Origin of the sequence: Methylobacterium sp. J-070, from assembly GCF_022829385.1 — a bacterium.
Taxonomy (GTDB): Bacteria; Pseudomonadota; Alphaproteobacteria; order Rhizobiales; family Beijerinckiaceae; genus Methylobacterium.
The window spans coordinates 66,769-90,691 of record NZ_JAKSXX010000147.1 but is presented as its reverse complement, the minus strand read 5'-3'; the positions used below and the strand labels follow the sequence as shown (position 1 = coordinate 90,691).

20 protein-coding genes are annotated in these 23,923 nt (G+C 72.2%); 9 read left to right on the top strand and 11 right to left on the bottom strand.

Going from position 1 to position 23,923, the window contains the following annotated elements:
• Window positions 1-13: 13 nt before the first annotated feature.
• From MKL01_RS14930 to grxD, 5 genes are all read left to right on the top strand, one after another.
• Complete coding sequence (locus MKL01_RS14930) at window positions 14-1,261, top strand: hydrolase (RefSeq protein WP_279604631.1); 1,248 nt, start codon at window positions 14-16, stop codon at window positions 1,259-1,261.
• 226 nt (window positions 1,262-1,487) lie between these two features.
• Window positions 1,488-3,713 carry a phosphoribosylformylglycinamidine synthase subunit PurL gene (gene purL / locus MKL01_RS14925; protein WP_243905992.1) on the top strand — a complete coding sequence of 742 codons (2,226 nt, stop codon included), beginning with the start codon at window positions 1,488-1,490 and terminating at the stop codon, window positions 3,711-3,713.
• Window positions 3,714-3,742: 29 nt separating this feature from the next.
• A complete protein-coding gene (locus MKL01_RS14920; RefSeq protein WP_007568343.1) occupies window positions 3,743-3,979 on the top strand; it encodes a BolA family protein in 237 nt (78 codons plus the stop codon).
• Window positions 3,980-4,002: 23 nt separating this feature from the next.
• Window positions 4,003-4,509: a DUF29 domain-containing protein gene (locus tag MKL01_RS14915; protein ID WP_243905991.1), complete on the top strand. Its 507-nt coding sequence runs from the start codon at window positions 4,003-4,005 to the stop codon at window positions 4,507-4,509.
• A 26-nt stretch (window positions 4,510-4,535) separates the two neighbouring features.
• Entirely contained in the window at window positions 4,536-4,874 is a 339-nt protein-coding gene (grxD, locus tag MKL01_RS14910) for a Grx4 family monothiol glutaredoxin (RefSeq protein ID WP_243905990.1), read from the top strand.
• Window positions 4,875-4,948: 74 nt separating this feature from the next.
• Here grxD and MKL01_RS14905 read toward each other — a convergent pair whose 3' ends face one another.
• Window positions 4,949-5,605 carry a class I SAM-dependent methyltransferase gene (locus tag MKL01_RS14905; protein WP_243905989.1) on the bottom strand — a complete coding sequence of 219 codons (657 nt, stop codon included), beginning with the start codon at window positions 5,603-5,605 and terminating at the stop codon, window positions 4,949-4,951.
• Between the two features lie 99 nt (window positions 5,606-5,704).
• Between MKL01_RS14905 and rlmN the strand changes: the two genes are divergently transcribed.
• The gene (gene rlmN / locus MKL01_RS14900) at window positions 5,705-6,979 is read left to right on the top strand and encodes a 23S rRNA (adenine(2503)-C(2))-methyltransferase RlmN (RefSeq protein WP_243905988.1); all 1,275 of its coding nucleotides are present in this window, start codon (window positions 5,705-5,707) and stop codon (window positions 6,977-6,979) included.
• 190 nt (window positions 6,980-7,169) lie between these two features.
• On the opposite strand, the gene MKL01_RS14895 is transcribed toward rlmN, so the two are convergent.
• The 3 genes from MKL01_RS14895 to MKL01_RS14885 form a co-directional block, all read right to left on the bottom strand.
• Window positions 7,170-12,455, bottom strand: coding sequence for an alpha-2-macroglobulin family protein (locus MKL01_RS14895; RefSeq protein WP_243905987.1), 5,286 nt, complete (start codon window positions 12,453-12,455; stop codon window positions 7,170-7,172).
• A 144-nt stretch (window positions 12,456-12,599) separates the two neighbouring features.
• A complete protein-coding gene (locus MKL01_RS14890; protein WP_243905986.1) occupies window positions 12,600-12,899 on the bottom strand; it encodes an antibiotic biosynthesis monooxygenase family protein in 300 nt (99 codons plus the stop codon).
• A gap of 16 nt (window positions 12,900-12,915) precedes the next feature.
• Window positions 12,916-13,776 (bottom strand): Kdo hydroxylase family protein, encoded by an 861-nt coding sequence (locus tag MKL01_RS14885; RefSeq protein WP_243905985.1) that lies wholly within the window; start codon window positions 13,774-13,776, stop codon window positions 12,916-12,918.
• A gap of 206 nt (window positions 13,777-13,982) precedes the next feature.
• Between MKL01_RS14885 and MKL01_RS14880 the strand changes: the two genes are divergently transcribed.
• On the top strand, window positions 13,983-14,417 hold the full coding sequence (locus MKL01_RS14880; protein WP_243905984.1) for an RNA polymerase subunit sigma-70: 435 nt from the start codon (window positions 13,983-13,985) through the stop codon (window positions 14,415-14,417).
• Between the two features lie 120 nt (window positions 14,418-14,537).
• Here MKL01_RS14880 and MKL01_RS14875 read toward each other — a convergent pair whose 3' ends face one another.
• Both MKL01_RS14875 and MKL01_RS14870 read right to left on the bottom strand, forming a co-directional pair.
• Window positions 14,538-15,539 (bottom strand): GNAT family N-acetyltransferase, encoded by a 1,002-nt coding sequence (locus MKL01_RS14875; RefSeq protein ID WP_243905983.1) that lies wholly within the window; start codon window positions 15,537-15,539, stop codon window positions 14,538-14,540.
• Window positions 15,540-15,689: 150 nt separating this feature from the next.
• Window positions 15,690-16,172, bottom strand: a complete 483-nt coding sequence (locus tag MKL01_RS14870) for an Hsp20 family protein (RefSeq protein WP_243905982.1) — start codon at window positions 16,170-16,172, stop codon at window positions 15,690-15,692.
• 233 nt (window positions 16,173-16,405) lie between these two features.
• Here MKL01_RS14870 and MKL01_RS14865 point away from each other — a divergent pair, with 233 nt between their 5' ends.
• On the top strand, window positions 16,406-17,401 hold the full coding sequence (locus MKL01_RS14865) for an alpha/beta fold hydrolase (protein WP_243906027.1): 996 nt from the start codon (window positions 16,406-16,408) through the stop codon (window positions 17,399-17,401).
• A gap of 4 nt (window positions 17,402-17,405) precedes the next feature.
• Here the strand turns inward: MKL01_RS14865 and MKL01_RS14860 are convergent, their stop codons facing one another.
• From MKL01_RS14860 to MKL01_RS14845, 4 genes are all read right to left on the bottom strand, one after another.
• Entirely contained in the window at window positions 17,406-17,930 is a 525-nt protein-coding gene (locus tag MKL01_RS14860; RefSeq protein ID WP_243905981.1) for a SixA phosphatase family protein, read from the bottom strand.
• 95 nt (window positions 17,931-18,025) lie between these two features.
• On the bottom strand, window positions 18,026-18,877 hold the full coding sequence (locus MKL01_RS14855; protein WP_243905980.1) for an AAA family ATPase: 852 nt from the start codon (window positions 18,875-18,877) through the stop codon (window positions 18,026-18,028).
• Window positions 18,878-19,132: 255 nt separating this feature from the next.
• Window positions 19,133-19,774, bottom strand: a complete 642-nt coding sequence (locus tag MKL01_RS14850; RefSeq protein WP_243905979.1) for a hypothetical protein — start codon at window positions 19,772-19,774, stop codon at window positions 19,133-19,135.
• A complete protein-coding gene (locus tag MKL01_RS14845; protein ID WP_243905978.1) occupies window positions 19,771-21,030 on the bottom strand; it encodes an ATPase in 1,260 nt (419 codons plus the stop codon). The genes MKL01_RS14850 and MKL01_RS14845 overlap by 4 nt, the downstream gene beginning before the upstream one ends.
• A 299-nt stretch (window positions 21,031-21,329) precedes the next feature.
• Between MKL01_RS14845 and MKL01_RS14840 the strand changes: the two genes are divergently transcribed.
• Window positions 21,330-23,174 (top strand): cation:proton antiporter, encoded by a 1,845-nt coding sequence (locus tag MKL01_RS14840; RefSeq protein WP_243905977.1) that lies wholly within the window; start codon window positions 21,330-21,332, stop codon window positions 23,172-23,174.
• A gap of 59 nt (window positions 23,175-23,233) precedes the next feature.
• Here the strand turns inward: MKL01_RS14840 and MKL01_RS14835 are convergent, their stop codons facing one another.
• Window positions 23,234-23,641: a hypothetical protein gene (locus MKL01_RS14835; RefSeq protein ID WP_243905976.1), complete on the bottom strand. Its 408-nt coding sequence runs from the start codon at window positions 23,639-23,641 to the stop codon at window positions 23,234-23,236.
• Window positions 23,642-23,923 lie beyond the last annotated feature (282 nt).

Sequence of the window (23,923 nt, the reverse complement as noted above, 5' to 3'; positions counted from 1 at the left end):
AATCCGAACCTCGATGCTCGCGCACGTCGCCGACGCCCCGGCCCAGGGCCGTACCGCGGAGTCGGCCGGGAACGCCTCGCGGACGCTGACCTCCCGCATCGTGTTCTACCTGCCCGGCTTCGACCCGCGGGAACCCGAGACCTACTGGGGCCTGTTCCGCCGGGAGGCCCGTCTCACCGCGGCCCGCCGCGGCGCCGAGATCGCGGTGAGCGATCCGGTCCGCTCGGCGGACGGGCTCGACCTCGCCTGGACGGTGCGGGCGCGCGGCGTCTCCACCCGCTACGTCCTGCTGCGCTGGGAGGACATCGTCCGCGCGCGGTTCCCGCAATCCAACTGGGCGCGCCTCCGGGGCGTGCCCACGCTGCTCTGGCGGCTGTGGCACACGGGCTACGCGGCCGACCTCCGGCGCGAGGGCCGGCGCTTCTCGACGGTGATCTTCGGCGTCCACGCGATCTATCTGGCCCTGGTGCTTGTCAGCCTCGCCCTGGCGGGAACTCTCGCCGCCCTGGCGCCGGCCGTCCTGCAGCCCTGGCCGCTGCTGGCGGTGCCGCCCGTCGCCTACGCGATCCTCGTCGGGTTGATGCGCCTGACCCTCGGCAGGCCCTTCTACGTCCCGCATCTCGTGGACGACACCGCCTTCACGCACGCCTACGCGGCGGGTCGTGTGCCCGAGGTCTCCCCCCGCCTCGATGCCTTCGCGGCCCGGATCCGCGCGGCCGAGGGCGCGGCCGACGAGGTGGTGGTGGTGGGGCATTCCTCGTCGAGCTTCCTCGGGATCGAGGTCATGGACCGGGTGCTCGCCCGGGATCCCGGCTTCGGCGACCGGGGCAGCCCGGTCTCGTTCGTGAGCATCGGCAGCGTCATCCCCTGGCTCGGCCTCGACCCGGCGGCCCGGGGATTCCGCGACGCGCTCCTGCGCTTCGGGCGGGCGCGGCAGATCCGCTGGATCGATGTGCGCGCGCCCTGGGACTGGCTGTCGATCCACGGGCAGAACCCCCTGGCCGCCTGCGCCCTCGTCCCGCCCGATCCCGAGCGTCCGGCCGTGGTCGGGGTGATGATCAGCGACCTGATCACCGGCGCCGACGTGAGCCGGCGCCAGTGGAACCTGTTCCAGATGCATTTCCAGCTGCTCATGGCGAGCCAGAGCGTGGACGGGTTCGACTATCTCGACCTGATGACGGGGCCCGAGCCGGTGCACGACCTCGCGGCCCGGAGCCGGGACAACGACCTCAGCCGGGCGGCGCGCGACGCCGGTCTCTGACCGGCGGGATCGGGGAGCTCCGCCCCGCCGCAGCCGATGGGGCCGGGCGAGACTCCGGACGCCCCCTGCTGAGGCCGCGTCCGCCGCCGCGCAGGCATACCCGCGGATGTTGTTGCCAGGGCGGGCGCTTCCGCTTTAGAGCCGGGGCAGCCTGGATCCCCGCCCGGTCCGGGCTCGCCGCGGCACGCCTCTCCCGGGACGGGCCGCTCTCCGCCGAGACCGCCGCATGTTCCGTAACGACGTTCCGATCACCCCCGAGCTCGTGGCCCAGCACGGCCTGACGCCGGACGAGTACGCCCGCTTCCGCGGGTTGATCGGGCGCGACCCGACGCTGACCGAACTCGGCATCGTCTCGGCGATGTGGAACGAGCACTGCTCCTATAAATCCTCCCGCAAGCACCTGCGCGGGCTGCCGACCTCGGCCCCCTGGGTGATCCAGGGTCCCGGCGAGAATGCCGGCGTCATCGACATCGGCGACGGGCTGGCCTGCGTCTTCAAGATGGAGAGCCACAACCACCCCAGCTACATCGAGCCCTACCAGGGCGCGGCGACCGGCGTCGGCGGCATCCTGCGCGACGTGTTCACCATGGGCGCCCGGCCGATCGCGGCGCTCAACGCCCTGCGCTTCGGCGCCCCCGACCACCCGCGGACCCGCGCGCTGGTCTCGGGCGTGGTGGCGGGCGTCGGCGGCTACGGCAATTCCTTCGGGGTGCCGACCGTGGGCGGGCTCACCGGCTTCCACCGGCGCTACGACGGCAACATCCTGGTCAACGCCATGGCGGTGGGCCTCGCCCGCACCGACGCGATCTTCTACGCGGCCGCCACCGGGGTCGGGAACCCGATCGTCTATCTCGGCTCCAAGACCGGCCGCGACGGCATCCACGGCGCCACCATGGCGTCGGCGGAGTTCGACGAGGCCTCCGAGTCGAAGCGCCCGACCGTCCAGGTCGGCGACCCCTTCGCCGAGAAGTTGCTGCTGGAGGCCTGCCTGGAGCTGATGGCCTCGGGGGCGGTCATCGCCATCCAGGACATGGGCGCGGCGGGACTGACCTGCTCGGCCGTCGAGATGGGCGCCAAGGGCTATCTCGGCGTCGAGCTCGACATCGAGAAGGTCCCGGCCCGCGAGGCCGGCATGACGCCCTACGAGATGATGCTGTCGGAGAGCCAGGAGCGCATGCTCATGGTGCTCAAGCCCGGCATGGAGGCCGAGGCGGAGGCGATCTTCGTGAAGTGGGGCCTCGACTTCGCCGTCATCGGCCGGACCACCGACACGCTGCGCTTCGTGATCAAGTGGCACGGGGAGACCGTGGCCGACCTGCCGATCAAGGAACTCGGCGACGAGGCGCCCCTCTACGACCGTCCGCACCTGGCCAACACGCACCTGCCGGAGATCCCGGCCTCCGCGGTCCCGGCGCCGGCCTCGCTCACCGACGCGCTGAAGCGGCTGGTCGGCTCCCCCGACCTCGCCTCGAAGCGCTGGGTCTACGAGCAGTACGACCACTTCATCCTGGGCAACACCGTGCAGAAGCCCGGCGGCGACGCCGCCATCGTGCGGGTCGAGGACGGCCCGAAGGGCCTGGCGCTCACCTGCGACGTCACCCCGCGCTACTGCGAGGCCGACCCGGTCGAGGGCGGCCGGCAGGCGGTGGCCGAGGCGTGGCGCAACATCACCGCGGTGGGCGCCCGGCCGCTCGCCATCACCGACAACCTGAACTTCGGCAATCCCGAGAAACCGGAGGTGATGGGCCAGCTCGTCGGCTGCCTCCAGGGGATCGGCGAGGCCTGCCGGGCGCTGGACTTCCCGGTCGTGTCCGGCAACGTCTCGCTCTACAACGAGACCAACGGCGTCGGCATCCTGCCGACCCCGACCATCGGCGGCGTCGGCGTGCTCGACGACGTGGCGCGCCACGCCACCCTCGCCCTCAAGCGCGAGGGCGACGTGCTGATCCTGGTCGGCGCCGGCGAGGGCTGGCTCGGCCAGTCCGCCTACCTGTCGGTGATCGAGGGCCGGGAAGAGGGCGCGCCGCCGCCCGTGGACCTCGCGCTGGAGCGCCGCAACGGCGACTTCGTGCGCGGGCTGATCCTCTCCGGCATGGTCGACACCGTCCACGACCTGTCGGACGGCGGCCTCGCCGTGGCGCTCGCCGAGATGGCGATGGCCGGCGGCATCGGCGCGGCCCTGCCGAAGGTGCCGGTGGATCTGCCGCCCCACGCCTACCTGTTCGGCGAGGATCAGGCCCGCTACCTGCTGGCGGTCGATCCCGAGGCGGCGAGCGACCTCCTCTACAGCGCCTCGGCGCAGGGGATCGACGCGGCGGTGGTCGGCGTCACCGGCTCCGACCGTTTGACCCTGCCGGGCGGCGAGACCATACCGCTCGCCGAGCTCACCGCGGCGCACGAGGGCTGGCTGCCCGCCTACATGGCGAGCCAGCCGGCCGCTCCGGCGTCCTGATCCTTATCTTACGCCCTGGGAGTTTTCCGATGCCGATGGATGCGGGCGAGATCGAGCGCATGATCCGCGAGGCCCTGCCGGACGCGCAGGTCGAGATCCGCGACCTCGCGGGCGACGGCGACCACTACGCCGCTACGGTCCTGTCGGCCGCCTTCAAGGGCAAGACCCGGGTCGCGCAGCACCAGATGGTCTACGGCGCCCTCCAGGGCCGGATGGGCGGGGTGCTGCACGCCCTTGCGCTGACCACGGGCGTACCACAGGATTAAGCCTTCTTACGGGAGCGCTCCCGATGGACCGACCGAGCCTCTACGACGATGATATCGTGACCTGGGCCGAGGAGCAGGCGGCGGCTCTGCGCGTGCTTGCTGCCCGCAGCGACTTGTCCAACACGGTCGACTGGGAGAACGTGATCGAGGAGATCGAGACCTTGGGCCGGTCGGAGATCCACGGCGTCGAGAGCCTCCTGTTGCAGACCCTCGTGCATGTGCTCAAATACGTTTCTGCTCCGACAGCGCAATCCACTCGCTCGTGGCGCGCCGAGGTCGTGGCATTCCAGAGTGCCGCGCGTCGGAACTACAAGCGGGCGATGCGGCAGCGGATCGATTGGCAGGCGCTCTGGCGGGATGCGCGGGCGAATGCCGACGTGCAGCTGAGGGTCCATGGCGACAAGCTCGTGGGCGGTCTGCCGGAGACGTTGCCCTTCGAACCGGACGAACTGTTGGCGCCAGACTTCGATATGGACGCGGCGCTCGAACGCCTCGCTGCAGTGTTGAAATCCATGGCCGACCATCACTAGATCAACGACAGGAACGAGGATCCCCCATGACCGACGCCAACGCGACCATCCAGAACGAGATCGCCTCCCAGGACGTGGTGGTGTTCATGAAGGGCACGCCGCAGATGCCGCAGTGCGGCTTCTCGGGCCAGGTGGTGCAGATCCTCAATTACCTGGGCGTGCCGTTCAAGGGCGTGAACGTGCTGGCCGACCAGGGCATCCGCGAGGGCATCAAGGCGTTCTCGAACTGGCCGACCATCCCGCAGATCTACGTGAAGGGCGAGTTCGTCGGCGGCTGCGACATCACCCGCGAGATGTTCCAGTCCGGCGAGCTGCAGACCTTCCTGGCCGAGAAGGGCGTGCCGGTGAAGACCGCCGCCGCCTGATTGTTCTTGGAGACGTCTCACGACGGATGGGGCGCCTGCGAGCGCCCTTTTTCGTGCCGTGATCGCAAGCTCCGTCAGCGCGGCGCGCGCGCCACGAACAGGGCGACGCAGCCGACGACCGCGATCTCCACCGATTGGAAGCGCTGATCCAGCGCCGCGCGCAGGGCCGGCAGGGTGTCGGCGGCGTTCGAGAACACCCCCTTGCGGTTGTAGATCCGCATCAGGGCCCGGGCCGCAACCGAGGTCGGGACGCCCCCCGCCAGGATCGTGGCGCCGAACACGACCCCGCCCTCCGCCAGGCAGGGCCGCACCGTGTCGAAGGCCTTCGCCTTCGCGGCGATGTCGCCGGGGAGGCAATGCAGCAGGTAGGTCATGCCGATCGAGTCGAACGGCGCGATGCCGCCTTCCGGCGCGCCGAGCACGTCGACGCGGTATGTCTCGGGCCGGTAACGCGCGATCCGGCCGGCCGCGAAGGCGAGGCTGTCGGCGTTGAGGTCCATCAGGCCGATCCGCGGCGCGGGCGTCGGAAAGCGGCACCGGTCGAGATACCAGCCGGTCCCGACGCCGACATCGAGATGCGACCGGCCCGCGTGCCGGTCATAGAGGGCGAGGATCCGCGCGGTGGGGCAGCGCCAGATCAGCGGGTTCGAGAGGCGCAGCACCACGAGGTCGTAGAGCGGCAGGGTCCTCGGATTGTAGATCGCCTGCCCGGCGCGCGTATCGGTCGCCATCGTTCTCCGTGGGGTCAGCCGTCGCCGGCGCGCAGTCGCATTCGCCGGCGCGATCGCCTATATCAGACCCTTTCCCATCTTACGGATTGTTTGAACGCCATGGCGACGCCGTCGCTCGACAGCGCCCGCGCGGCCGATGCCGCGATCGAGAAGGCGCCCGATCTGCTCCCCGAGGCGCTGCCGGGCCGCCGCCCCTCGCTGGTCGGCCTGACCCGCGAGGCCCTCAAGGCGCAGCTCGTCGGGATGGGCGTGCCCGATCGCGAGAGCCGGATGCGCGCCGGCCAGATCTGGCACTGGGTCAATTTCCGCGGGGCCGGCGACTTCGCCGCGATGACCAATGTCGGCAAGGCCCTCAAGGCCCAGCTCGCCGAGCACTTCACCCTGGAACGCCCGGAGGTGGCGAGCCGTCAGGTCTCCCGCGACGGCACCCGCAAATGGCTGCTGCGCATGGCCCCGACCAATCCGCAGGAGCACAACCGCGGCGCCGAGATCGAGTGCGTCTACATCCCCGGCCCGGACCGGGGCACCCTGTGCGTCTCCTCGCAGGTCGGCTGCACCCTTACCTGCTCGTTCTGCCACACCGGCACGCAGCGCCTCGTGCGCAACCTGTCGGCGGCCGAGATCGTGCAGCAGCTCGTCACCGCCCGGGACGAGCTCGGCGACTGGCCCGGCCAGATGCCGAGCCGCGACGCCTCCGGGGCCGGCGAGCCGGGCCGTCTCGTGACCAACATCGTGTTCATGGGCATGGGCGAGCCCCTCTACAACCTCGACGCCGTGGTCGACGCGGTGGGCGTGATGTCGGACCAGGAGGGGCTCGGCCTGTCCCGGCGGCGGATCACGGTCTCGACCTCCGGGGTCGTTCCGCAGATCCCCCGGCTCGGCGAGGCGGCCAACGCCATGCTGGCGATCTCGCTCCACGCCGTGCGCGACGACCTGCGCGACGAGCTGGTGCCGCTCAACCGCCGATACCCGATCGCCCAGTTGCTCGAGGCGTGCCGCACCTACCCGGGTCTGAGCAACGCCCGCCGAATCACCTTCGAGTACGTGATGCTGAAGGGCGTCAACGATTCGGACGCGGATGCCCGGGAGCTGGTGCGGCTGCTCAAGGGCATCCCGGCCAAGATCAACCTGATCCCGTTCAACCCCTGGCCGGGCAGCCGCTACGAATGCTCGGACTGGGACCGGATCGAGCGCTTCTCCGAGATCGTGTTCAACGCCGGCTACGCCTCGCCGGTGCGCACGCCCCGCGGCCGGGACATCCTGGCGGCCTGCGGCCAGCTCAAGAGCGAGACCGAGAAGCTGCGCGCCCGCGCCCGGCTGATGCAGGAAGAGGGCATCGGCGTGGAGAGCTTCTACGCCGGTGCCGACGACTGAACCGGTCACGGTTTCGAAAGGTCGAGACCTTTCGTGGGTGCAGGGCGAAGCCCTGCGGCCGATCTTCGACCGATGTCGGGGCTCCGCCCCGGCATCCCGCCAAGGGGCAGGCCCCTTGGAAACCCCGAACCACGCCGCGCGAGGCCGACGCTGAGCGGGCGCAGGAGCCCCGGCGCGGGTGCCTGCGGGCCTACTTCGCCGCCCCCACCGTCACGCTGCCGGAGGCGGTCCGCCCGAACCGGGCCGGCCGGTACATGTCCTCCACGGTGGCGCCCGGATGCACGTAGGTCCCGGGGGCGACCGCCCGGACCGTGTAGGCCACGGTGAAGAAGGCCGACTGGCTCGGGTCGCGCTCGTAGGCCGCCACGAACCGGTCGTCGCGGAATTCGGTATGGACCGGCTGCACGTCGGATTTGGCGAAGGCCAGCCCCTGGAGCGCGTCGGCATCGAGGAGCTTCGGGTTGTCGATCTCCAGCCCCGCCGGCAGGGGATCGACCAGCAGGAGGCGCGCGGTTTCGGCCTTGGCCTCGGTGACCTTGAGCACCACCACCAGCCGGTCGTTCTGGCGCAGGCCGCCCGCCGGATCGACCAGGCTGCCGTCGAGCCGGCGGAAGCTCCGCTCCACCGTGTAGCCCTGCGCGGCCGCCGGCTCCGGCGCCAGGGGGCTGCCGTTGACGCTCACCACCACCTGCGCGGGGCCGCGGCCGGTATTGACCAGCTGCACGCCCCGGTCGCCGAGCGCGGCCTCCCGGTAGACCCGGGCGAGCATTCCGCTCTGCGGCGCGCCGTCCAGGGTGAACGACAGGGCGCCCGCCTCGCTGGACAGGCTCTCGGCGGCGAGCACCAGCCAGGCGTTCTCCTGCGTGCTCGTCGCCCGCTCCGTCTGCTGCTCCTCGCCGAGCACGGCGCTCACCGGACCGAGGGTGGCCTGGGCCAGACCGCTCTCGGCCGCCAGCGTGATCAGCCCGGCCCCGTCGCGCAGGCGGGAGCCGTAATCGGCGCGGTACAGGCCCTTGTCCCGGTCGGTGCGCAGGAGGGTGAGCGCCGCCTCCATCGTCTTGGCGGCCCGGCCCCGGTCGCCGAGCAGCGCCAGGGCGGCGGCCAGCTGCGCGCGCCCCAGCGCCGAGGCGAATTCGCCGAGCTTGGTGTCGGCGAGGTAGCGCAGGTCGCCCATCACCGGGCGCCCGTTCCGGGCAAGCACGTAGGCCGCGTAGGCGAGGTCCGCGCCGCCGTTGCGCACCTCGGTGGCGTTGGCCACGGCGTTGCGCAAATAGTCGAGGGCCTGCGCGAAGGCCTTCTGCGGCACCGCGAAGTTGCGCTCCCGGGCGCGGGTCAGGAAGTCGGTCACGTAGGCGTCGAGCCACAGATCGCTCGACCCCTGCGCCGACCACAGGCCGAAATCGCCGCTCGAATCCTGGCGCGCGAGCAGCCGCTCGATCGATTCGCGGACCCGCTCGTCGGCGCCGCTGTCGAGGGCGAGCTTCTCCAGCGCGGCGAGCTTGTTGACGTAGAGCAGCGGCATCGCCCGGCTCACCACCTGCTCGGAACAGCCGTAGGGATAGCGGTCGAGCGCCCGGAGCAGGGCCGCCACGTCGACCCCCGGCAGGGGCGTGGCCGAGACCGACACGCTGCCGGTGCCGGGCTGGAGATCGGCGAGGAGATCCGACGTGAGCGTCAGGCCCGCCCCGGGGGCGAGGCTGCGCACCGAGCGGCGCAGCAGGGCGCCGGTCCCCGGCGCGATGCCGAGGGCGAAGCTCTGGTTCAACGATGCCGGGAGGCCGGGCCCCGACAGGGCGAGGTCGAGCCGGGCGGTGCCCGGACCCGCGGCGGTCAGCGGGATCGCGAACTGGCCCTTGGCGCCGGCCTCCAGCCGCAGCGTCTGCCGCAGCGCGCTGGCGCCGACCACGACCGGGCCGGCCGGGGTGAGATCGACCGTGTAGTCGCCGGCCTGCCCCTCGACGTTGTCGAGGGCCACGAACAGGCGCGAGCGGTCGCCGGTGTCGAGGAAGCGCGGCAGCGTCGCGGTGAGCACGACCGGATCGCGGATGATCACGTCGGCCTGCGCCTGCCCCACCCGGTCGCCGCTCCAGGCGGTGACCATCACGCGGCCCGTGCCGTTGAAGGCCGGGATCGGGAAGGTTACGCTGGCCGCGCCGTCCGGCCCCACGGTCACGACCCCGGAATACAGGGCCAGCGGCGCCTGGGTGGGGGGCGCGTCGGCGAGCTCGCCGCCGCCCGCATCGCCGCCGGAGCGGATCGCCCCGACCGAGCCCTGCATGCCGTCGATCAGGTAGCCGTAGAGGTCGCGCACCTCCGGACCCAAGGCCTTCTGGCCGAGGAAGTACCGGGTCGGGTCGGGGGCCGCGTAGCGGGTCAGGTTGAGGATGCCGACATCGACCAGCGCTACGGTGATCCGGGCCGGCTCGCCGGTCCGCAGCCCGGTGAGCTGGACCGGCAGCGTCAGGTCCTGGCGGGGCCGCGCCCGCTCCGGCGCCTTCAGGGCGACGCCGAGGCCGCGCCGCTCCCGGTCGACCGAGAACCACGCCAGACCCAGCGCCCGGCCGGGCAGGCGCTTGGCCGCCTGGTCGAGGGGCCGGTAGGCGGTGGCCACAAGATAGGCGCCGGCGCCCCACTCGGCCTTCACCGGCAGGCTCACGGTGGTGCCCCCCTCCGGCACGCTGACCTCCACGGTCTCGTGCACGCGGTCGCTCACCACCATCAGGCTGGCTTGTCCCTTGAACTTCGGGCTGAGCTTGGCCCGCATCGTCTCGCCGGCCGCGTAGGCGGCTTTGTCGAGGGTGAGGTCGAGGAGGTCCGGCGCCTCGGCGGTCTCCGACCCGCCCCAGCCGACCTCGAAGCCGAGGCTCACGCTCGCCTCGGGGGCGCCCGGCGCCGAGACCTCAAGCCGGTAGCGGCCGAGCCCGACCGGCGCCTCGATCCGGCCCGGTGCGCCGGCCCTGAGGTCGACGGTGCCGCTGGCCACGCGCCGGGCGGTCTTGACCGCCTCGAACGACCAGCGCCCGTCCGCCCGGTACCATTGGTAGGATTGGTCGATCCGCGACAGGGTCCAGCCCACCCCCGGCCGGGGGAGGAGCGCCCCCTCGGGCGTCGCCAGCACCACGTCGAAACGCGCGAGGCCGCCTTCGTTGAGGGTGGTGAAGGTCTTGCGCAGGGCGAGGACCGGGTTCGCCGGCAGGATCGGCAGGGTGAGGCTGCGCGACAGCGCCCGCCCGCCCGGCTCGCCGACGGAGAGCGTGATCTTCGCCTCGAGCGCCCGCGGAGCCGCCACCTGGGGTACCGGCACCGTGACGGCGGCGGCGCCCCGCCGGTCGGTGGTCGCGCGGTCCTGCAGCTCCTGCGTGACCGCCTCCACGGCCTCGTCGTCGAGGCCGATGGCGTAGCCCTCCAGTCCCGCGATGCCGCTGGCGGCAGCCGCCTGCACGACGACGCTCCCCGACACGTCGAGGTCGGCCCCCGGGGCGCCGTAGAGGTAGCGCGCGGCGACATCGACCTGCGCCGCCTCGCCCCGGTGCAGGGCGGCCTGCCGGGCCGTGAGGCTGACCTCCAGCCGCTCGGGGACGTAATCCTCCACGAGGAAGCTGGTCTCGCCGAGCGCGGGCGCCTTCGGGTCGGTATAGGCGGACACCCGCCACGTGCCGTGCATGGAGCCCGACAGGAGCGGCAGCGGCAGCGCCCGGCCGCCGAGCCCCTGATCGGGCACCGAGACCCGCCGGTACTCGACGCCGTCCGGCCGCTTGATCACGAGGGTCAGCGGCAGGTCCGGCACCGCCGCGCCGGACGGATCGCGCAGGAGCGCGGTGATCTGCACGGTCTCGCCGGTGCGGTAGACCCCGCGCTCCGGGAACAGGTAGGCGTCGAGGCCGCCGGTCTCGGCCCGGCCCGACACGCCGCGGTCGGTGAGGTCGAAGGCGCCGAGGTTGAGGTCCAGGAAGCCGTAATCGCCGCCCGCCTGGGCGACCACGAGGCTCGGCGCCAGGCCGCCCTCCCCGCGCGCCAGCCCGGGATCGAAGGCGGCGTGGCCCTGCGCGTCGGTGGTGCGCGTGCCCAGCACCTCGTTGTTGCGGGCGATCAGCCGGATCTCGGCCCCCGGCATGACCTGCGCGGAGGCGAGGGAGCGCAGCACCACGTGCACCCCGTCCCGCCCCTTCGTGGCGGTCAACCCCAGATCCGAGACCACGAACCATTGCGTCGCCCGGGTCTCGTAGGCTTCGTCGGAGGCGGCGGTACCGGAGGGCCGGGCGAGCATCACGTAGAGGCCGGGTTCCAGCTTGCCCACCGCCTGCAGGACCGGGAAGGCGGTCACCGCCTCCTGGTTCAGCTCGGCCTTGACGGTGTCGAGGGTGCCCTTCCAGACCCGCAGGCCCTTCTCGGCGGCGATCGTCGCCGCGGTCGCGCCGCTGAGCTGGCCGAGGAAATCCTCGGAGCGCAGGGTCGGCAGCAGCCCGCGGTCGCCGATGCGCAGGACCTCGACGTCGAGCCTGGCCGCGTTCACCGAGACCAGGGGAACGCCCGCCTGTCCGGTGCGCGGCAGGACGTAGTTGCGCCCGGTGAACCGCACCTGCGGGGCGCGGTCGCGCACGTAGATCTCGTAGTCGGCGGCCTTGAGCAGGCTCTCGCCGACCGCCGAGGGCAGGCCCTGGCGCAGCACCAGGGCGTAGCGGCCGCCGTGCCTGAGCCCGTCGACGCAGACCTGCGAGCCCTCTGCGGTCACGGCGGCCGCGCTGCTGCCCGACACCGCCACGAAGGGCGCGTAGTCGGTCTTGGGTCTCACCGCCTCCGAGAAGGTGAAGCAGGCGCGCGGGGCGGCCGCGTCGGAATCGACCTTGTAGTCGAGGATGCGGAAGCCGTGCTCGGCCCGCAGCGTCGCGTAGGTCTCGCGGACCGCCTCGACTTCGGCCAACGCGAGGCTGCCCGCATAGGCGTCGAGGGCCGGGCGCCAGGATTCCTGCTCGGCCTCCGCGGCGCCCAGCAGCGCCAGCGAGGCCGCGGCGTCGGCGGCCGTGCCGGCGCGCTCGAAGGCGCGATAGGCGGCGGCCAACGACCGGTCGCGCAGGCGCGCCCGGCCCCGGTAGTCGCTGCTCTCCAGCGCGCCCAGGGCCGCCGAGGCCGCGCGCGAATAGGCCTGCCAGTTGCGGGCGTCGGCCGGGTCGGCCGCCACCGCGGCGGCGAAGAGGCCGAGGGCCTCGGCCGGCTTGCCGGCGGCGAGCAGGGCCTGCCCGGCGGCGCGGGACTGGCCGGCCGGCCGGAGCGGGCTGCCGGCCTCCGATTTCAGCGCCGCTTCGAGGCGCACGGCCGCGCTGGCGAGGTCGGCCCGGACGAAGCCCCTGGCGAACGGGGCGGCCCCCGCCGACCGCGGGGCGGCGGGGGCCGTCGGCGCGGGCTGGGCGAGGGCCGGACCGGCCGCGGCCCATCCGAGAAGCGCCAGGGCGCCCGCGAGCCGTCCGAGCCGCGCCATCCGCCTGATCCCCACGTGCCCCTGCCCCGGTGATTCGCCTCAGGTCCGGTCGCGCGGAAGCCTAGCACCGGCGGCTTCGACCGCAACGCTCCGGGCCCTGGCCGGGCGGTTCGCCGGACAGGTCTCCGGAGGGAGCGGGCGCCGCTAGAACGCCTTCAGCACCTGCTCGGCGTGCTCGACGGCGACCGGTCCGGCGAAGCAATGGGCGACCAGGGCGCGGTAATCCTGCCAGGGCTGCGAGCCGGTGAAGTCCCGGGTGTGGGCCTCCAGCGTGTCCCAGTGGATCAGCAGGCGGTAGCGCTGCCGGTGCTCGATCGAGCGCCGCACCTCGAAGGCCCGGCAGCCCTCGGCTTGCTTGAAGATCGCCGAGGCCTGCGCGATGCCGGCCTCGAATTCGGCCTCCATGCCCAGCTTGATCTCGATCTGCGCGATCTCGAGGATCATGGTCTGTGTCCCTGTCTCAGGTCCGGAGGGGGCGGCCGAGCTTGGCCGCCAGGATGCGCTGCGGGCTCAGGGACGGGTCGGCCTGGGCGGAGACCGGCAGGTAGGCGGTCTGCTCCAGCATGTAGCGGCCGCCCATGGCCCCGTGCATCACGAGGTCCGAGAAGGTCACCCAAGTCTCGCCGGGCCGAAACGCGACGTCGGCCTGCGGTGCCTCGGCCTGGTACGCCGCGTCCTGCTTGAGCGCGTCGTGCAGGTGCAGCATCAGGTGGTCGTATTCCGAGCGCCGGGCCTTGGTGATGCGGAGCGCCGCGAGCAGGCGCGCCGAGAGCGGCGAATAGCCCGGCAGCCGCGGCAGGAATCTCTGCGTCATCGAGCCGAAATCCTCGCCGACGCGCCAGCGCCGCGGCTCGCCCGCGGGGTTGATGTTGCGGAACACCCGCAGGATCCGCGTCTCGCCGATCGGGTTCGACGGGAAGGCGTCGACGTGCAGCCGCGTGTCGTCCCGCCGCCAGCTGAGCTTGCGGCGGTCCACGTCGAAGGGGCGATAGGAGGTGCCGGCGAGCGTCACCCGGTCGGCGTAGTCCGGCAGGTAGGTCCCGATCAGGTCGCGGGCGAAGGCCCGGTAGCGGATCAGGAGCTGGCGCAGGGCCTCCTGCTCCTCCGCGGTGCCGGCCGCGCCGCGCAGGCTCGCCGCCTCGCCCCGGATGTTGACGTTCTTGGCCTTGCCGTCGGCGAAGGGCCGCTCGGTGAACCGGCGCTCGAAGGCGCTGAACGGGAAGGGCAGGTCCGGGAACAGCAGCACCGCGCCGGCCTCAAGTTCCCGGGCCAGGGAGCCGGGCGTCTCGCCGGGGGCGACGGTTCGGATCGGGCTGATCATCGGGCGCGGGCTGATCCTGCCAGGGCGGGGGCGCCCGGTGTAGACGAGCGGCTTCGGGGAGGCCAGAGGCCGCATTTCCGGTGGATGACACGGCCCGTCCACCGACACCGCGGCGGGGGCCTGCCGGCGGCGCTTGCGCAACCGCCGCGTTCCCGGCACGTTCCCCGGACAGTACCGGCTCGAGTGCCCGGCGGAGGATGGCGCCGATGGCGACGCTGAAGGAATTCGAGGAGGCCCTGCGCGAGCACGGCATGAACATGGCGCTGGCGCTGCTGGAGCGCCTGCGCGAGCGCGACCGCGCGACCCGGACGGTCAAGCCGGCCCGGCGGCTGACGGGCCAGAAGATGACCCCGGAGCTCGCACGGGCGATCCTGGACCTGCACGCCACGACCGGCATGACCCAGCAGGAGATCGCCTTCAAGGTGGGGGTCAACCAGGGCCGGGTGAACGAGGTGATCAAGCGCGGCAAGTGGCTGACCGACGATCCGAGCGCCCCCGAGGCGGTCGCCCGCGACAAGGCGGTGGCCCGGATGCGCGGCGACCCGAAGCCGCGCAAGCCGGCCGCGGCGCGGTCCAAGGAGCGCAAGGCCGCGCCGGTGAAGGCGCGCAACCAGGGGCAGCTGGCGCTGGGGGATCTGTAGGAACCGGCGGGGGGCGGAGGGATCACACCGGCCCCCCAGCCCGGACCGTCATCGTCAGCCCGCTCCTGCGCCTCAGGCTGGAGGGTTGGCCCGATCGACGCGGACCACCGATCCGGCCGTTCACGCGGCCGGCGCGAAGTGTCCCCGGTAGCGCGCGCCGATCGCCTCCACCGGCAGCGTCACGAACACGTCCGTCGTGCCGAACTGACGGTCGATCACCGCCCCGTCGCCGAAGCGCGCGCCGAGGCGCAGGTAGCCCTTGATCAGCGGCGGCAGCGCCTGGAGGGCCGCCTTGGGATCCACCGCCTCCCGGGGCAGGCGGTCCATCGCCACCGCGCGGTCCGGCAGGGCGCAGGCCCGCCAGTCCTCCGGGGCCCGGGCGTGGTGATGCAGGAAGGCGAGCGGCAGCGCCAGCCGGTCCGGGTCGGTGCCCTCCAGGCTCGCGCAGCCGATCAGCGCGTCGATCCGGTGATGCAGCACGTAGGCGTAGATGCCCTGCCACAGCAGCTCGACGGTGCGCTTGCTCCGGTAGGGCTTGAGCACGCAGGACCGGCCGAGTTCCAGCAGCCGCCGGTGCCCCTGGGCGGCGAGCAGCGGCGCGAGGTCGTACTCGGCCTCCGAGTAGAAGCCCGCATGGCGCTCGGCCACGTCGCCGCGCAGCAGCCGGTAGGTCCCGACGACCTTCGGCCGGTGCTCGACGAAGGGCTTCCTGCGCTTCGGGACGGCGTGGTCGAGGACGAGGAGGTGGTCGCAGAGCGCGTCGTAGCCGTCGGCGTCGCGCCGCGACAGGGCCGCGAGCCCGGTGGGGACCGCCGACATCTCCTCGTAGAACACCTTGAACCGCAGGCGCTGGGCCCGGCGGATCTCGGACTTCCGCGTCGCCAGCCGCACCTCCAGGTTCCCGATCCGGCCGAGGCTGCGGCCCTCGAACGGCTCGGGCAGGCGGATCGCCCGCTCGGCCGAGAGCACGTCGGCGATGCCCGTCGGACCCGAAGCGACGCCGTCGCGGTCGGCCTGCCGACGGCGCAGCTTCGCGATCGGCGCGCCGACACCCCACTGCACGCCCCTGTGCCAGCCGGCTCCGAGCGCGCTGTAGGCTCCGCGGGCGAGATTGGCGACCATGGGCGGGTTCACTCCGGGTGCGCGTCCGTGCACCGTCGAATCCGACACAGAGCACGAAGGGCACACGCCATTATGACACCCGACGCAGGAAAACGCCCCGGCCGGGGCCGGGGCGCTCCATAACCCTGAGGGTTGCCGTCTGCGCCGGGGTCAGGCGGCCTGCGGGACCGCGTCCGCGCGGACGTCGCCCTCGATCACCGGCGCGCTCGGCTGTCCGGCGGTGGCGATCTGGATGCGGCGGGGCTTCTTCGCCTCCGGGACCTCGCGGACGAGGTCGATGTGGAGGAGGCCGTTCTCCAGCGCCGCGCCCGTCACCTGAACGTGGTCGGCGAGCTGGAAGCGGCGCTCGAAGGCGCGGGCCGCGATGCCCTGATGCAGGAACTCCGCCTTGCCCTCGGCCGAGCGCTCGCCCTTCAGCGTGAGCGCGTTCTCCCGCACCTCGATCGACAGGTCGGATTCGGTGAAGCCGGCCACCGCGACGGTGATGCGGTAGGCGTTCTCGCCGGTGCGCTCGATGTTGTAGGGCGGGTAGGTCGGCGCGGTCTCGGCGCTCGCGAACTGGTCGAGGGCGGAGAACAACCGGTCGAAGCCGACGGTGGAGCGGTACAGGGGAGCGAGATCGAACTGACGCATGACATATCCTCGTCTGAGCAACATGCAATTCCGGTCCGCCCGATGGGCCGGACCCGTCTCTCGTGCCGCCTGATGGCCGGCACGAGGGACGATATCGGGAGGGAAAAAACGCCCTTCAAGAGCCCTGGCCGTGGCGGCCGCCGAGATTTTTTCGCTACGGTCGGCGGGCGTATCGATGTGCTGAGGTGAGTTCCGTGAGACGCTTCGACGGTGAGACCGGGCGGGAGCCGCCGCTGCTGACCCTGCGCAGCACGCCCGACAACCCCGTCCCGCCGGGCGGCACCCTGACGGCGGTCGGCACGAGCGACGATTGCACCCTGCGCGTCGCCACCTGGCAGGCCACGACGCGGACCTGCCGGGGCACGATCTGCCTGCTTCAGGGCCGGGCGGAGTTCATCGAGAAGTACTACGAGACGATCCACGAGCTGCGGGCGCGGGGCTTCGCGGTGGTCGCCTTCGACTGGCGCGGCCAGGGCGAGTCGGACCGCCGGGTGGACGACCCGCACAAGGGCCACGTCGCGCGGTTCGACGATTACCGGCTCGACCTGAAGGCGGTGGCCGAGAGCGTGCTGGTGCCGCTGATGCCGGAGCCGCATATCGGCCTCGCGCACTCGATGGGCGGCTGCGTCGCCCTGATCGGGGCGCTCGACGGCTGGCTGCCGTTCCGCCGCCTGGTGGCCCTGGCGCCGATGCTGTCGATCCGGATGATCCGCTGGCCGGCCGGCGCCGCCCTCCTGTCCCAGGGGCTGCACCGGCTGGGGCTCGGGAGCCGGTACATCCCCTTCGGCAAGCCGGTCTCCATCGCCACCAAGCCCTATGCGGGCAACCGCCTCGCGCGCGACCCCGTCCGCTACGCCCGCAACGCCGCGGCGGCCCGGCAGGTCGGCGCCGGCGCCGTCGGCGACCCGACGATCGCGTGGCTGGCCGAGGCGTTCCGCGCGATGGCGCGGCTGCGCGACCCGCGCGCGGCGCCGCGCATCACGCTGCCGACCCTGATCCTCGCGGCGGGCGCCGATCCGGTCTGCGGCACCCCCGACACCGAGCGCTTCGCGGCGCGGCTCAAGGCGGGCCACATCCTGGTCCTGCCGGATTCCCGGCACGAGATCCTGACCGAGCGCGACGCGATCCGGCAGGATTTCTGGGCGGCCTTCGAGGCCTTCGCGCCGGGCTCGCCCCTGCCCTCCCACGCGGAGGTCGTGGCGCACGCCGCCCCCGTGCCGGTGGCGTGAGGGATCAGCCGGCCAGATCCGGGTCGATGTCGCGCGGGCGCACGAACCGCTCCAGGCGGCCCTGCCCCGGCGCGATCGCCGCCCAGTGGGCGGCGTCGAAGGCGATCACCGCGTAGGCGGCGGTGGGGAACTCCAGGGCCAGGCGGGCGCGGACGGCCCGCGGCCCCGCCCCGGCCAGCCCGGCCGCGAGGTCCCCGAGGCCCGGATTGTGGCCGACGACGATCACCGTGTCGGCCGTGTCGGGCGCCGCCCTGATCACCCCGAGGATCCGGTCCGCCGGCGCCTCGTAGATCTCGGGCTGCCAGCGGGTCTCGGGCGCGCCGAGGGCGGCCGCCATCGCCTCCCAGGTCTCCCGGGTGCGCGCGGCCGTGGAGACGAGGGCGAGATCGGGGCGGAAGCCCGCCTGCGCGAGGTGGGCGCCCACGGCCGGCGCAGCCCGCCGGCCCCGGGGGTTGAGCGGACGTTCGCGGTCGGCGACGCCCGGCGGACGGTCCGACTTGGCGTGCCGCAACAGGATCAGCCTGCGCATGACTTGGGTCCCTGGAGGGAGCTCTGGCGATGGGTCTCTGAACGGCGCCGGTCGCGGGATCGGGGCTGCCGGGCGCCGCCGACCCCGTCCGGACGTCAGCCGCCCCGCTGCTCCCGGCGCATCATGAAGGCGAGCTTCTCGAACAGGCCGACATCCTGCTCGTTCTTCAGCAGCGCCCCGTGCAGCGGCGGGATCAGCTTTCGGCCGTCCTGCTCGCGCAGGGTCTCGGGGGCGATGTCCTCGGAGACGAGGAGCTTCAGCCAGTCGAGCAGTTCCGAGGTCGAGGGCTTCTTCTTGAGGCCCGGGACCTCGCGCATTGCCAGGAAGGTCCGCAGGGCCTCCTCGACCAGGCGGTGCTTGATGCCCGGATAGTGCACGTCGACGATGCGCTGCAGCGTCCCGGCGTCCGGGAACTTGATGTAGTGGAAGAAGCACCGGCGCAGGAACGCGTCCGGCAACTCCTTCTCGTTGTTCGACGTGATGATCACGATCGGCCGGCGCACGGCCTTCACGGTCTCGCCGGTCTCGTAGACGTGGAACTCCATCCGGTCGAGTTCGGTCAGGAGGTCGTTGGGGAACTCGATGTCGGCCTTGTCGATCTCGTCGATCAGCAGCACCGGACGCTCGGGGGCGGTGAAGGCCTCCCAGAGCTTGCCGCGGCGGATGTAGTTGCCGATGTCGGAGACCCGCGGGTCGCCGAGCTGGGAATCGCGCAGCCGCGAGACCGCGTCGTACTCGTAGAGGCCCTGCTGCGCCTTCGTGGTCGACTTGATGTTCCAGACGAGGAGCGGCGCGCCGAGACCCTTGGCGATCTCCTCGGCCAGCACGGTCTTGCCGGTGCCGGGCTCGCCCTTCACCAGGAGCGGCCGTTCCAGGACCACGGCGGCGTTGACCGCGGCGGTCAGGTCGGGGGTCGCGACATAGGTGTCGGTGCCGGAAAAGCGCATCGCGGTCTCGGAGAGCTGGCCTAAGCAACGGGTAACGCGGGGCGCGGCCGTGCCGCAAGCGCTCTGCGGCGCGGCTTCGTCGACAGCGTCTTTCCCATCCTCCTCCTCATCCTGAGGCGCCCGCGTCAGCGGGCCTCGAAGGAGGGCTCCCGGGATCGCCGGTCCATCTGGAGGGCTCCTTCGAGGCCTCCGCTGCGCTCCGGCACCTCAGGATGAGGGAGAGGGTTGGATTTCAGGCTATCCCTGAAGCCCGCCTCAGCCCCTCTCGTGCCAGACGCAGTTCCGCGCCAGGATCTCGAGGTTCACGTCGGATTTCTGCGGCTGCGGCAGGGTCTTGCCGTCCATGGCGAGGTCGATCTTGATCTCGACCTGGCCCTTCGACTCGTTGGAGCGGCGGGAGAAGTAGCAGTATTGCTGATAGGGCTGGTCGGCGTTGTCCTTGAAGTTCCAGCCGGTGACGATCTGCCCGTCGAGATACGGCACCTGCTTGAACACCGTGAAGGTGGTGTTCACCGCCGCCTTCGAGGCCGGGGTCGCATCGCTGCCGAGCTGCGCCTTCGTGGGCGTCGGCGTGCCGCCGGCCTTGGGCAGGCCTTCGAGCTTGAGCACGTTGTCGGTGAGCGTGACCTCGCCCTTGGTCTTGAGGGTCACGTCGGAGAGCGCGGCCTGCATGGCGGCGGCGATCTTCTGGGCGGCGGTGTCGAACTGGTTGAGCGTCGCCCAGCCGTAGGCGGCCGCCCCGACGCCGATGCCGGCGAGGCACGCGAAGGCGCCGAAGCCCAGCGCCCGGAACAGGAAGGCCCGGGCGGCGACGTAGCTCGAATCCGCCCGCAGGCGGGAATTCACCTGCTGGGCGAGGGCGACGTTCTCAGGGGTTCCGCCCGCGACGTAGTTCATGCGCCCGCTCCCGCGGCAGGCAGGGTCTGGCCCGGAACGGTCTGGCCGGGCAGGCTCTGCTGGCCCGGTGCGGGCCGGTTCATCGGGATCACCGCGCCCGAGGCGTTGGCGGCGCGCGGCAGGATCGGCTCAGGGTTCGAGCGCAGGGCGTCGGCGATCGCGTCCAGCATGTAGGGGGCGGCCTCCGGGTTCACCGCGGCGCCGAGGTCGTCCTCGTCCATGAAGGTCCGGCGGGTCGAGACCGCGCAGAGCGCCAGGATCGTCGACGCGAAGGCGGCGCAGACGGCGGGCAGGAACACGAAGATCCGCAGGAAGGCGTGGACCTGGCTCTCGGTCACGTCGATCGGGTCGACGCCGTACACCATGGCGGTGAAGGAGTGGAGCTGCGAACGGTTGACTGCGTTGCGGTAGCCCTGCTCGGCATCGGCCACGCGCCGGTCGGCGGCGCCGGGATCGAGCGCCGCGCGCGCCTTGCGGGCCTCCTCCAGGTCCTTGATCAGGACGGCGCGGTCCGCCGAGGCCTTGGACACGCCCGCCGACAGGGCGGACACCCGCGGGTCGGCCACGCATTTCAGGTTCTGGTACTTCCGGCCCTTGCTGTTGGTGCCGAACACCCGCTCGCAGCGCTGGGCCGGCAGGCCGGCGAGCTGCTGGGCGTTGTCGGTGGCGCGCTTCTCGATCTGGTCGAGCTCGGCCGTGTACTGGCCCACGCGCGCGTCGGCCGCCGCGATCCGGTCGCCGATCGTGGCCCGGTCGGCCTGGGCGTCCTTCAGGGCGGTCTTGGTCCGGGCGGCCTCCATCAGGCGGGGATGGAACATCATCTCGCCGAGCTGCGACACCGACTTGGTGGTCACGCCCGCCGCGAAGATGATGCCCAGCACCGCGAGGGCGCGCACGAAGTACGAGCGCTGCGTCCGGGCCAGGATCCCGAGCGGCACCCGGCACAGCTCCACGGCGGCGTAGACCAGCGGCGCCAGCAGCATGAAGTAGAAGGCGTGCCAGTCGCCGTCGCTGTAGACGCCCGCGAACAGCCACGCCCCCCAGAGCGAGGCGCCGATCACCATGAACTCGACGAGGTAGGCGATCGCCACGTAGCCCCACTTGATGCGGTAGCCGCGGTCGACGTGGCGCTGGTGGCTCCACCGGTCCGATTCGAGTCTCCACTCGCGCTGCTCGCGCTTGCGGTCGCGGTTCGGGAGCGCGGCGGGGCCGGAGAATATCGATTTGATGGAGATCATCGGCCTCGTCGCATCCATCGGGTCCAGTCCCAGGCACGGCCCGCCCGAGCTTAACACTCGGTTAACTCCTGCGTGTATGCGCGCATTGTGCCGATTTTGGGCCGCGTTGCACGTCACGACCGGATGAGCACCCGGGAGCGCGGCACCGGTGGCCGAAATGTCTCACCTGCCTCGTGTATCGGGCTTGTGTCGGATCGCACGCGGCCGGCCCGGCGCGCGCCGAAAGCTGTTGCCCGCCGCCGGTCCACGACCCATGATCGCCTCGCCGTGATCGGCATCCCCGCCGCCGCCGTGAGACGAGGTTCGATCCGACCCCGATGCCAGAGGTCCACGCCGGCTCCTACAAGGAAGCGATCCTGTTCCTCGTCACCGCGGGAATCGTGGTGCCGCTCTTCCACCGCCTGCGGCTCTCCCCGGTGCTCGGCTTCATCGGCGCCGGCGCCCTCCTGGGTCCCTACGGTCTCGGCCGCCTCGCCGATGCCCACCCTTACGTGCACCTTTTCACCATCGGCAACCGCACCGAGATCGCCCACCTCGCCGAGTTCGGCGTGATCTTCCTGATGTTCATGATCGGGGTCGAGCTGTCCTGGGAGCGCCTCCGGGTCCTGCGCCGGCTGGTCTTCGGCCTCGGCTCCCTGCAGGTGGGCTGCTCCGCGCTGATCCTCGCGGTGATCCTCTACGGGCTCGGCGTGCCGCTCGCCGGCGCCGCCATCGTGGGCATCGGCCTCGCCCTGTCGTCGACCGCGGTGGTGCTGCCGGTCCTGGCCGAGCAGCGGCGGCTCAACGCTCCGGCCGGACGGACGAGCTTCGCGGTCCTGCTGTTCCAGGACCTCGCGGTGGCGCCGGTCCTGTTCGCCATCGCGGTGCTGGGCCGCGACGACGGCGGCGACAAGGGCCTGGCGCTGGCCATGGCGCTGGGCCAGGCCGCCGTCGCGCTGGGGCTGATCGTGGTGGCGGGGCGCCTCGCCCTGCGGCCCCTGTTCCAGCTCGTGGCCCGCACGCGCTCCACCGAGCTGTTCATGGCGGCCTGCCTGCTGGTCATCGTCGGCACGGCCCTGACCGCGGCGGCGAGCGGCCTGTCGATGACGCTCGGCGCCTTCGTGGCGGGCCTGCTCCTGGCGGAGACCGAATACCGCCGCGCCATCGAGGCGACGATCGACCCGTTCAAGGGCCTGCTGCTCGGCGTGTTCTTCGTCTCGGTGGGCATGAACCTGGACCCGGCCCAGCTGATGGCGTCGCCGGGCACCATCCTCGGCCTGTCGCTGGCGCTGGTCCTGATCAAGGCCGCCGTGGTGATGATGGCGGCCCCGGTCCTCAAGATCCCCCGCTCGGTCGCCCTGGAGACGGCGCTGCTGATCGGGCCGGGCGGCGAGTTCGCCTTCGTGCTGATCGGCGGCGCCATGACCACCGGGCTGGTCCCGGAGGGCGTCGGGACCGCCGCCCTGGTGGTGACCACCGTCACGATGATCATGATCCCGGGGCTGTCGTCCCTCGGCCGGCGGCTCGGCCGCCGGGCGTCGGGCGCCGCCCAGGCCGCCGCCAAGGCGGAGCCGGTGCCGGAGCGGGTCGAGAACCGGGTGATCGTCGCGGGTTTCGGGCGCGTCGGCCGCCAGGTCGGCGAGATGCTGCAGCGGCACAAGATCCCCTATCTCGCCCTCGATTCCGACGCCGCCCGGGTCGCCGAGCAGCGCCGGGCCGGCGCCCCGGTGTATTTCGGCGACAGCGGCAACACCGAGATCCTGCGCCGCTGCGACATCGCGACGGCCCGGGCCCTGGTGGTCACCCTCGACAATCCGCGCGCCGTCGAGGCGGCGGTCGCGGCCGCCCGCGCCGAGCGGCCGGACCTGACCATCGTCGCCCGGGCCCGGGACGCCCGCCACGCCTCGGCGCTCTACGAACTGGGCGTCGACGACGCGGTGCCGGAGACGATCGAGGCGTCGCTCCAGCTGTCGGAGGCGGTCCTGGTGGATGTCGGCGTGCCGATGGGCCTCGTGATCGCGTCGATCCACGAGCGCCGGGACGAGTATCGCGCCCTGCTGAAGAAGCGCGAGAACGAGGCGAAGCCGATCTTCCGGGCCCGGCGGACCGTGGGCAAGGCCCTGGGCAAGCCCGCCGCCAAGCGGGAGCCCGGGCGTCAGGAGGCGGCCAGCCAGGAGGCGTGACCCGCAGGCCGCATCGTGGGCGTATCGGGCGCCTCTCGCGGATCCCCGCCCGGCGGCGGCTAGACCAGGGCGGGATGGGCCTCCTCCAGCTTGGCCCGCCGCGCCACGCGGCTGCGGGGGGCGGGCTCGAACCCGTCGGCGAAGCTGCAGCGGTAGACCAGCTCGTCCGCCGGCCCGAGACCCGTGACCAGGGGCACCGTCACGGTATCCCCGGAGAAGCGCCAGCCGCGGGCGCCCTTGTCCCAGTAGAGCCAGACCGTCCCGGGATAGCCCCGGAGGGTGAACACCGCCGCCTTGCGCGACAGGGCCTGGACGGCGCGCGGCGCGTACATGCCCTTGTCGCGATAAGCCTGTTGCGTCGCCTGCGGCTGACGGTCCATGAAGGTGTTGCGCACCAGCTGAATCGTCGCGCCCGGCTTCCCGAGAAACCGCTTGAATTCCGTCAGATTCCGCAGGATGACCGCCATCGCGGGTCTCCTCGCTTGCTCTGTACGGCCCGCGTCGCCGCGTCCGCACATACTCGATGCACCGAGTTGAGCGATTCCCATGACTGAATGAGTGACCCTCCGAGGCTTGGCGGGGCACATATCAACAGATTCGATGACTTATGCCCAGGTTATGAGTCCCAAGCGCGTGCGGAGACTCGCTCAGCCCCTGGAATCGGCCGCGGACACAGTGCTGAATCTTGTCGACCAATGTCGAAGATTCGGGATCGATCCGGGGAAATCTGGCCAAGCTTGGTCCGGCGG

Coding starts and splice junctions, on each gene's coding strand:
- MKL01_RS14835 (WP_243905976.1), bottom strand. CDS start 23,641: ATGGCGGTCATCCTGCGGAATCTGACGGAATTCAAGCGGTTTCTCGGG.
- MKL01_RS14870 (WP_243905982.1), bottom strand. CDS start 16,172: ATGCGTCAGTTCGATCTCGCTCCCCTGTACCGCTCCACCGTCGGCTTC.
- MKL01_RS14905 (WP_243905989.1), bottom strand. CDS start 5,605: ATGGCGACCGATACGCGCGCCGGGCAGGCGATCTACAATCCGAGGACC.
- MKL01_RS14895 (WP_243905987.1), bottom strand. CDS start 12,455: ATGGCGCGGCTCGGACGGCTCGCGGGCGCCCTGGCGCTTCTCGGATGG.
- grxD (WP_243905990.1), top strand. CDS start 4,536: ATGACCGACGCCAACGCGACCATCCAGAACGAGATCGCCTCCCAGGAC.
- MKL01_RS14860 (WP_243905981.1), bottom strand. CDS start 17,930: ATGCGCAGGCTGATCCTGTTGCGGCACGCCAAGTCGGACCGTCCGCCG.
- MKL01_RS14920 (WP_007568343.1), top strand. CDS start 3,743: ATGCCGATGGATGCGGGCGAGATCGAGCGCATGATCCGCGAGGCCCTG.
- MKL01_RS14855 (WP_243905980.1), bottom strand. CDS start 18,877: ATGCGCTTTTCCGGCACCGACACCTATGTCGCGACCCCCGACCTGACC.
- rlmN (WP_243905988.1), top strand. CDS start 5,705: ATGGCGACGCCGTCGCTCGACAGCGCCCGCGCGGCCGATGCCGCGATC.
- MKL01_RS14880 (WP_243905984.1), top strand. CDS start 13,983: ATGGCGACGCTGAAGGAATTCGAGGAGGCCCTGCGCGAGCACGGCATG.
- MKL01_RS14850 (WP_243905979.1), bottom strand. CDS start 19,774: ATGAACTACGTCGCGGGCGGAACCCCTGAGAACGTCGCCCTCGCCCAG.
- MKL01_RS14875 (WP_243905983.1), bottom strand. CDS start 15,539: ATGGTCGCCAATCTCGCCCGCGGAGCCTACAGCGCGCTCGGAGCCGGC.
- MKL01_RS14840 (WP_243905977.1), top strand. CDS start 21,330: ATGCCAGAGGTCCACGCCGGCTCCTACAAGGAAGCGATCCTGTTCCTC.
- MKL01_RS14890 (WP_243905986.1), bottom strand. CDS start 12,899: ATGATCCTCGAGATCGCGCAGATCGAGATCAAGCTGGGCATGGAGGCC.
- purL (WP_243905992.1), top strand. CDS start 1,488: ATGTTCCGTAACGACGTTCCGATCACCCCCGAGCTCGTGGCCCAGCAC.
- MKL01_RS14845 (WP_243905978.1), bottom strand. CDS start 21,030: ATGGATGCGACGAGGCCGATGATCTCCATCAAATCGATATTCTCCGGC.
- MKL01_RS14930 (WP_279604631.1), top strand. CDS start 14: ATGCTCGCGCACGTCGCCGACGCCCCGGCCCAGGGCCGTACCGCGGAG.
- MKL01_RS14915 (WP_243905991.1), top strand. CDS start 4,003: ATGGACCGACCGAGCCTCTACGACGATGATATCGTGACCTGGGCCGAG.
- MKL01_RS14885 (WP_243905985.1), bottom strand. CDS start 13,776: ATGATCAGCCCGATCCGAACCGTCGCCCCCGGCGAGACGCCCGGCTCC.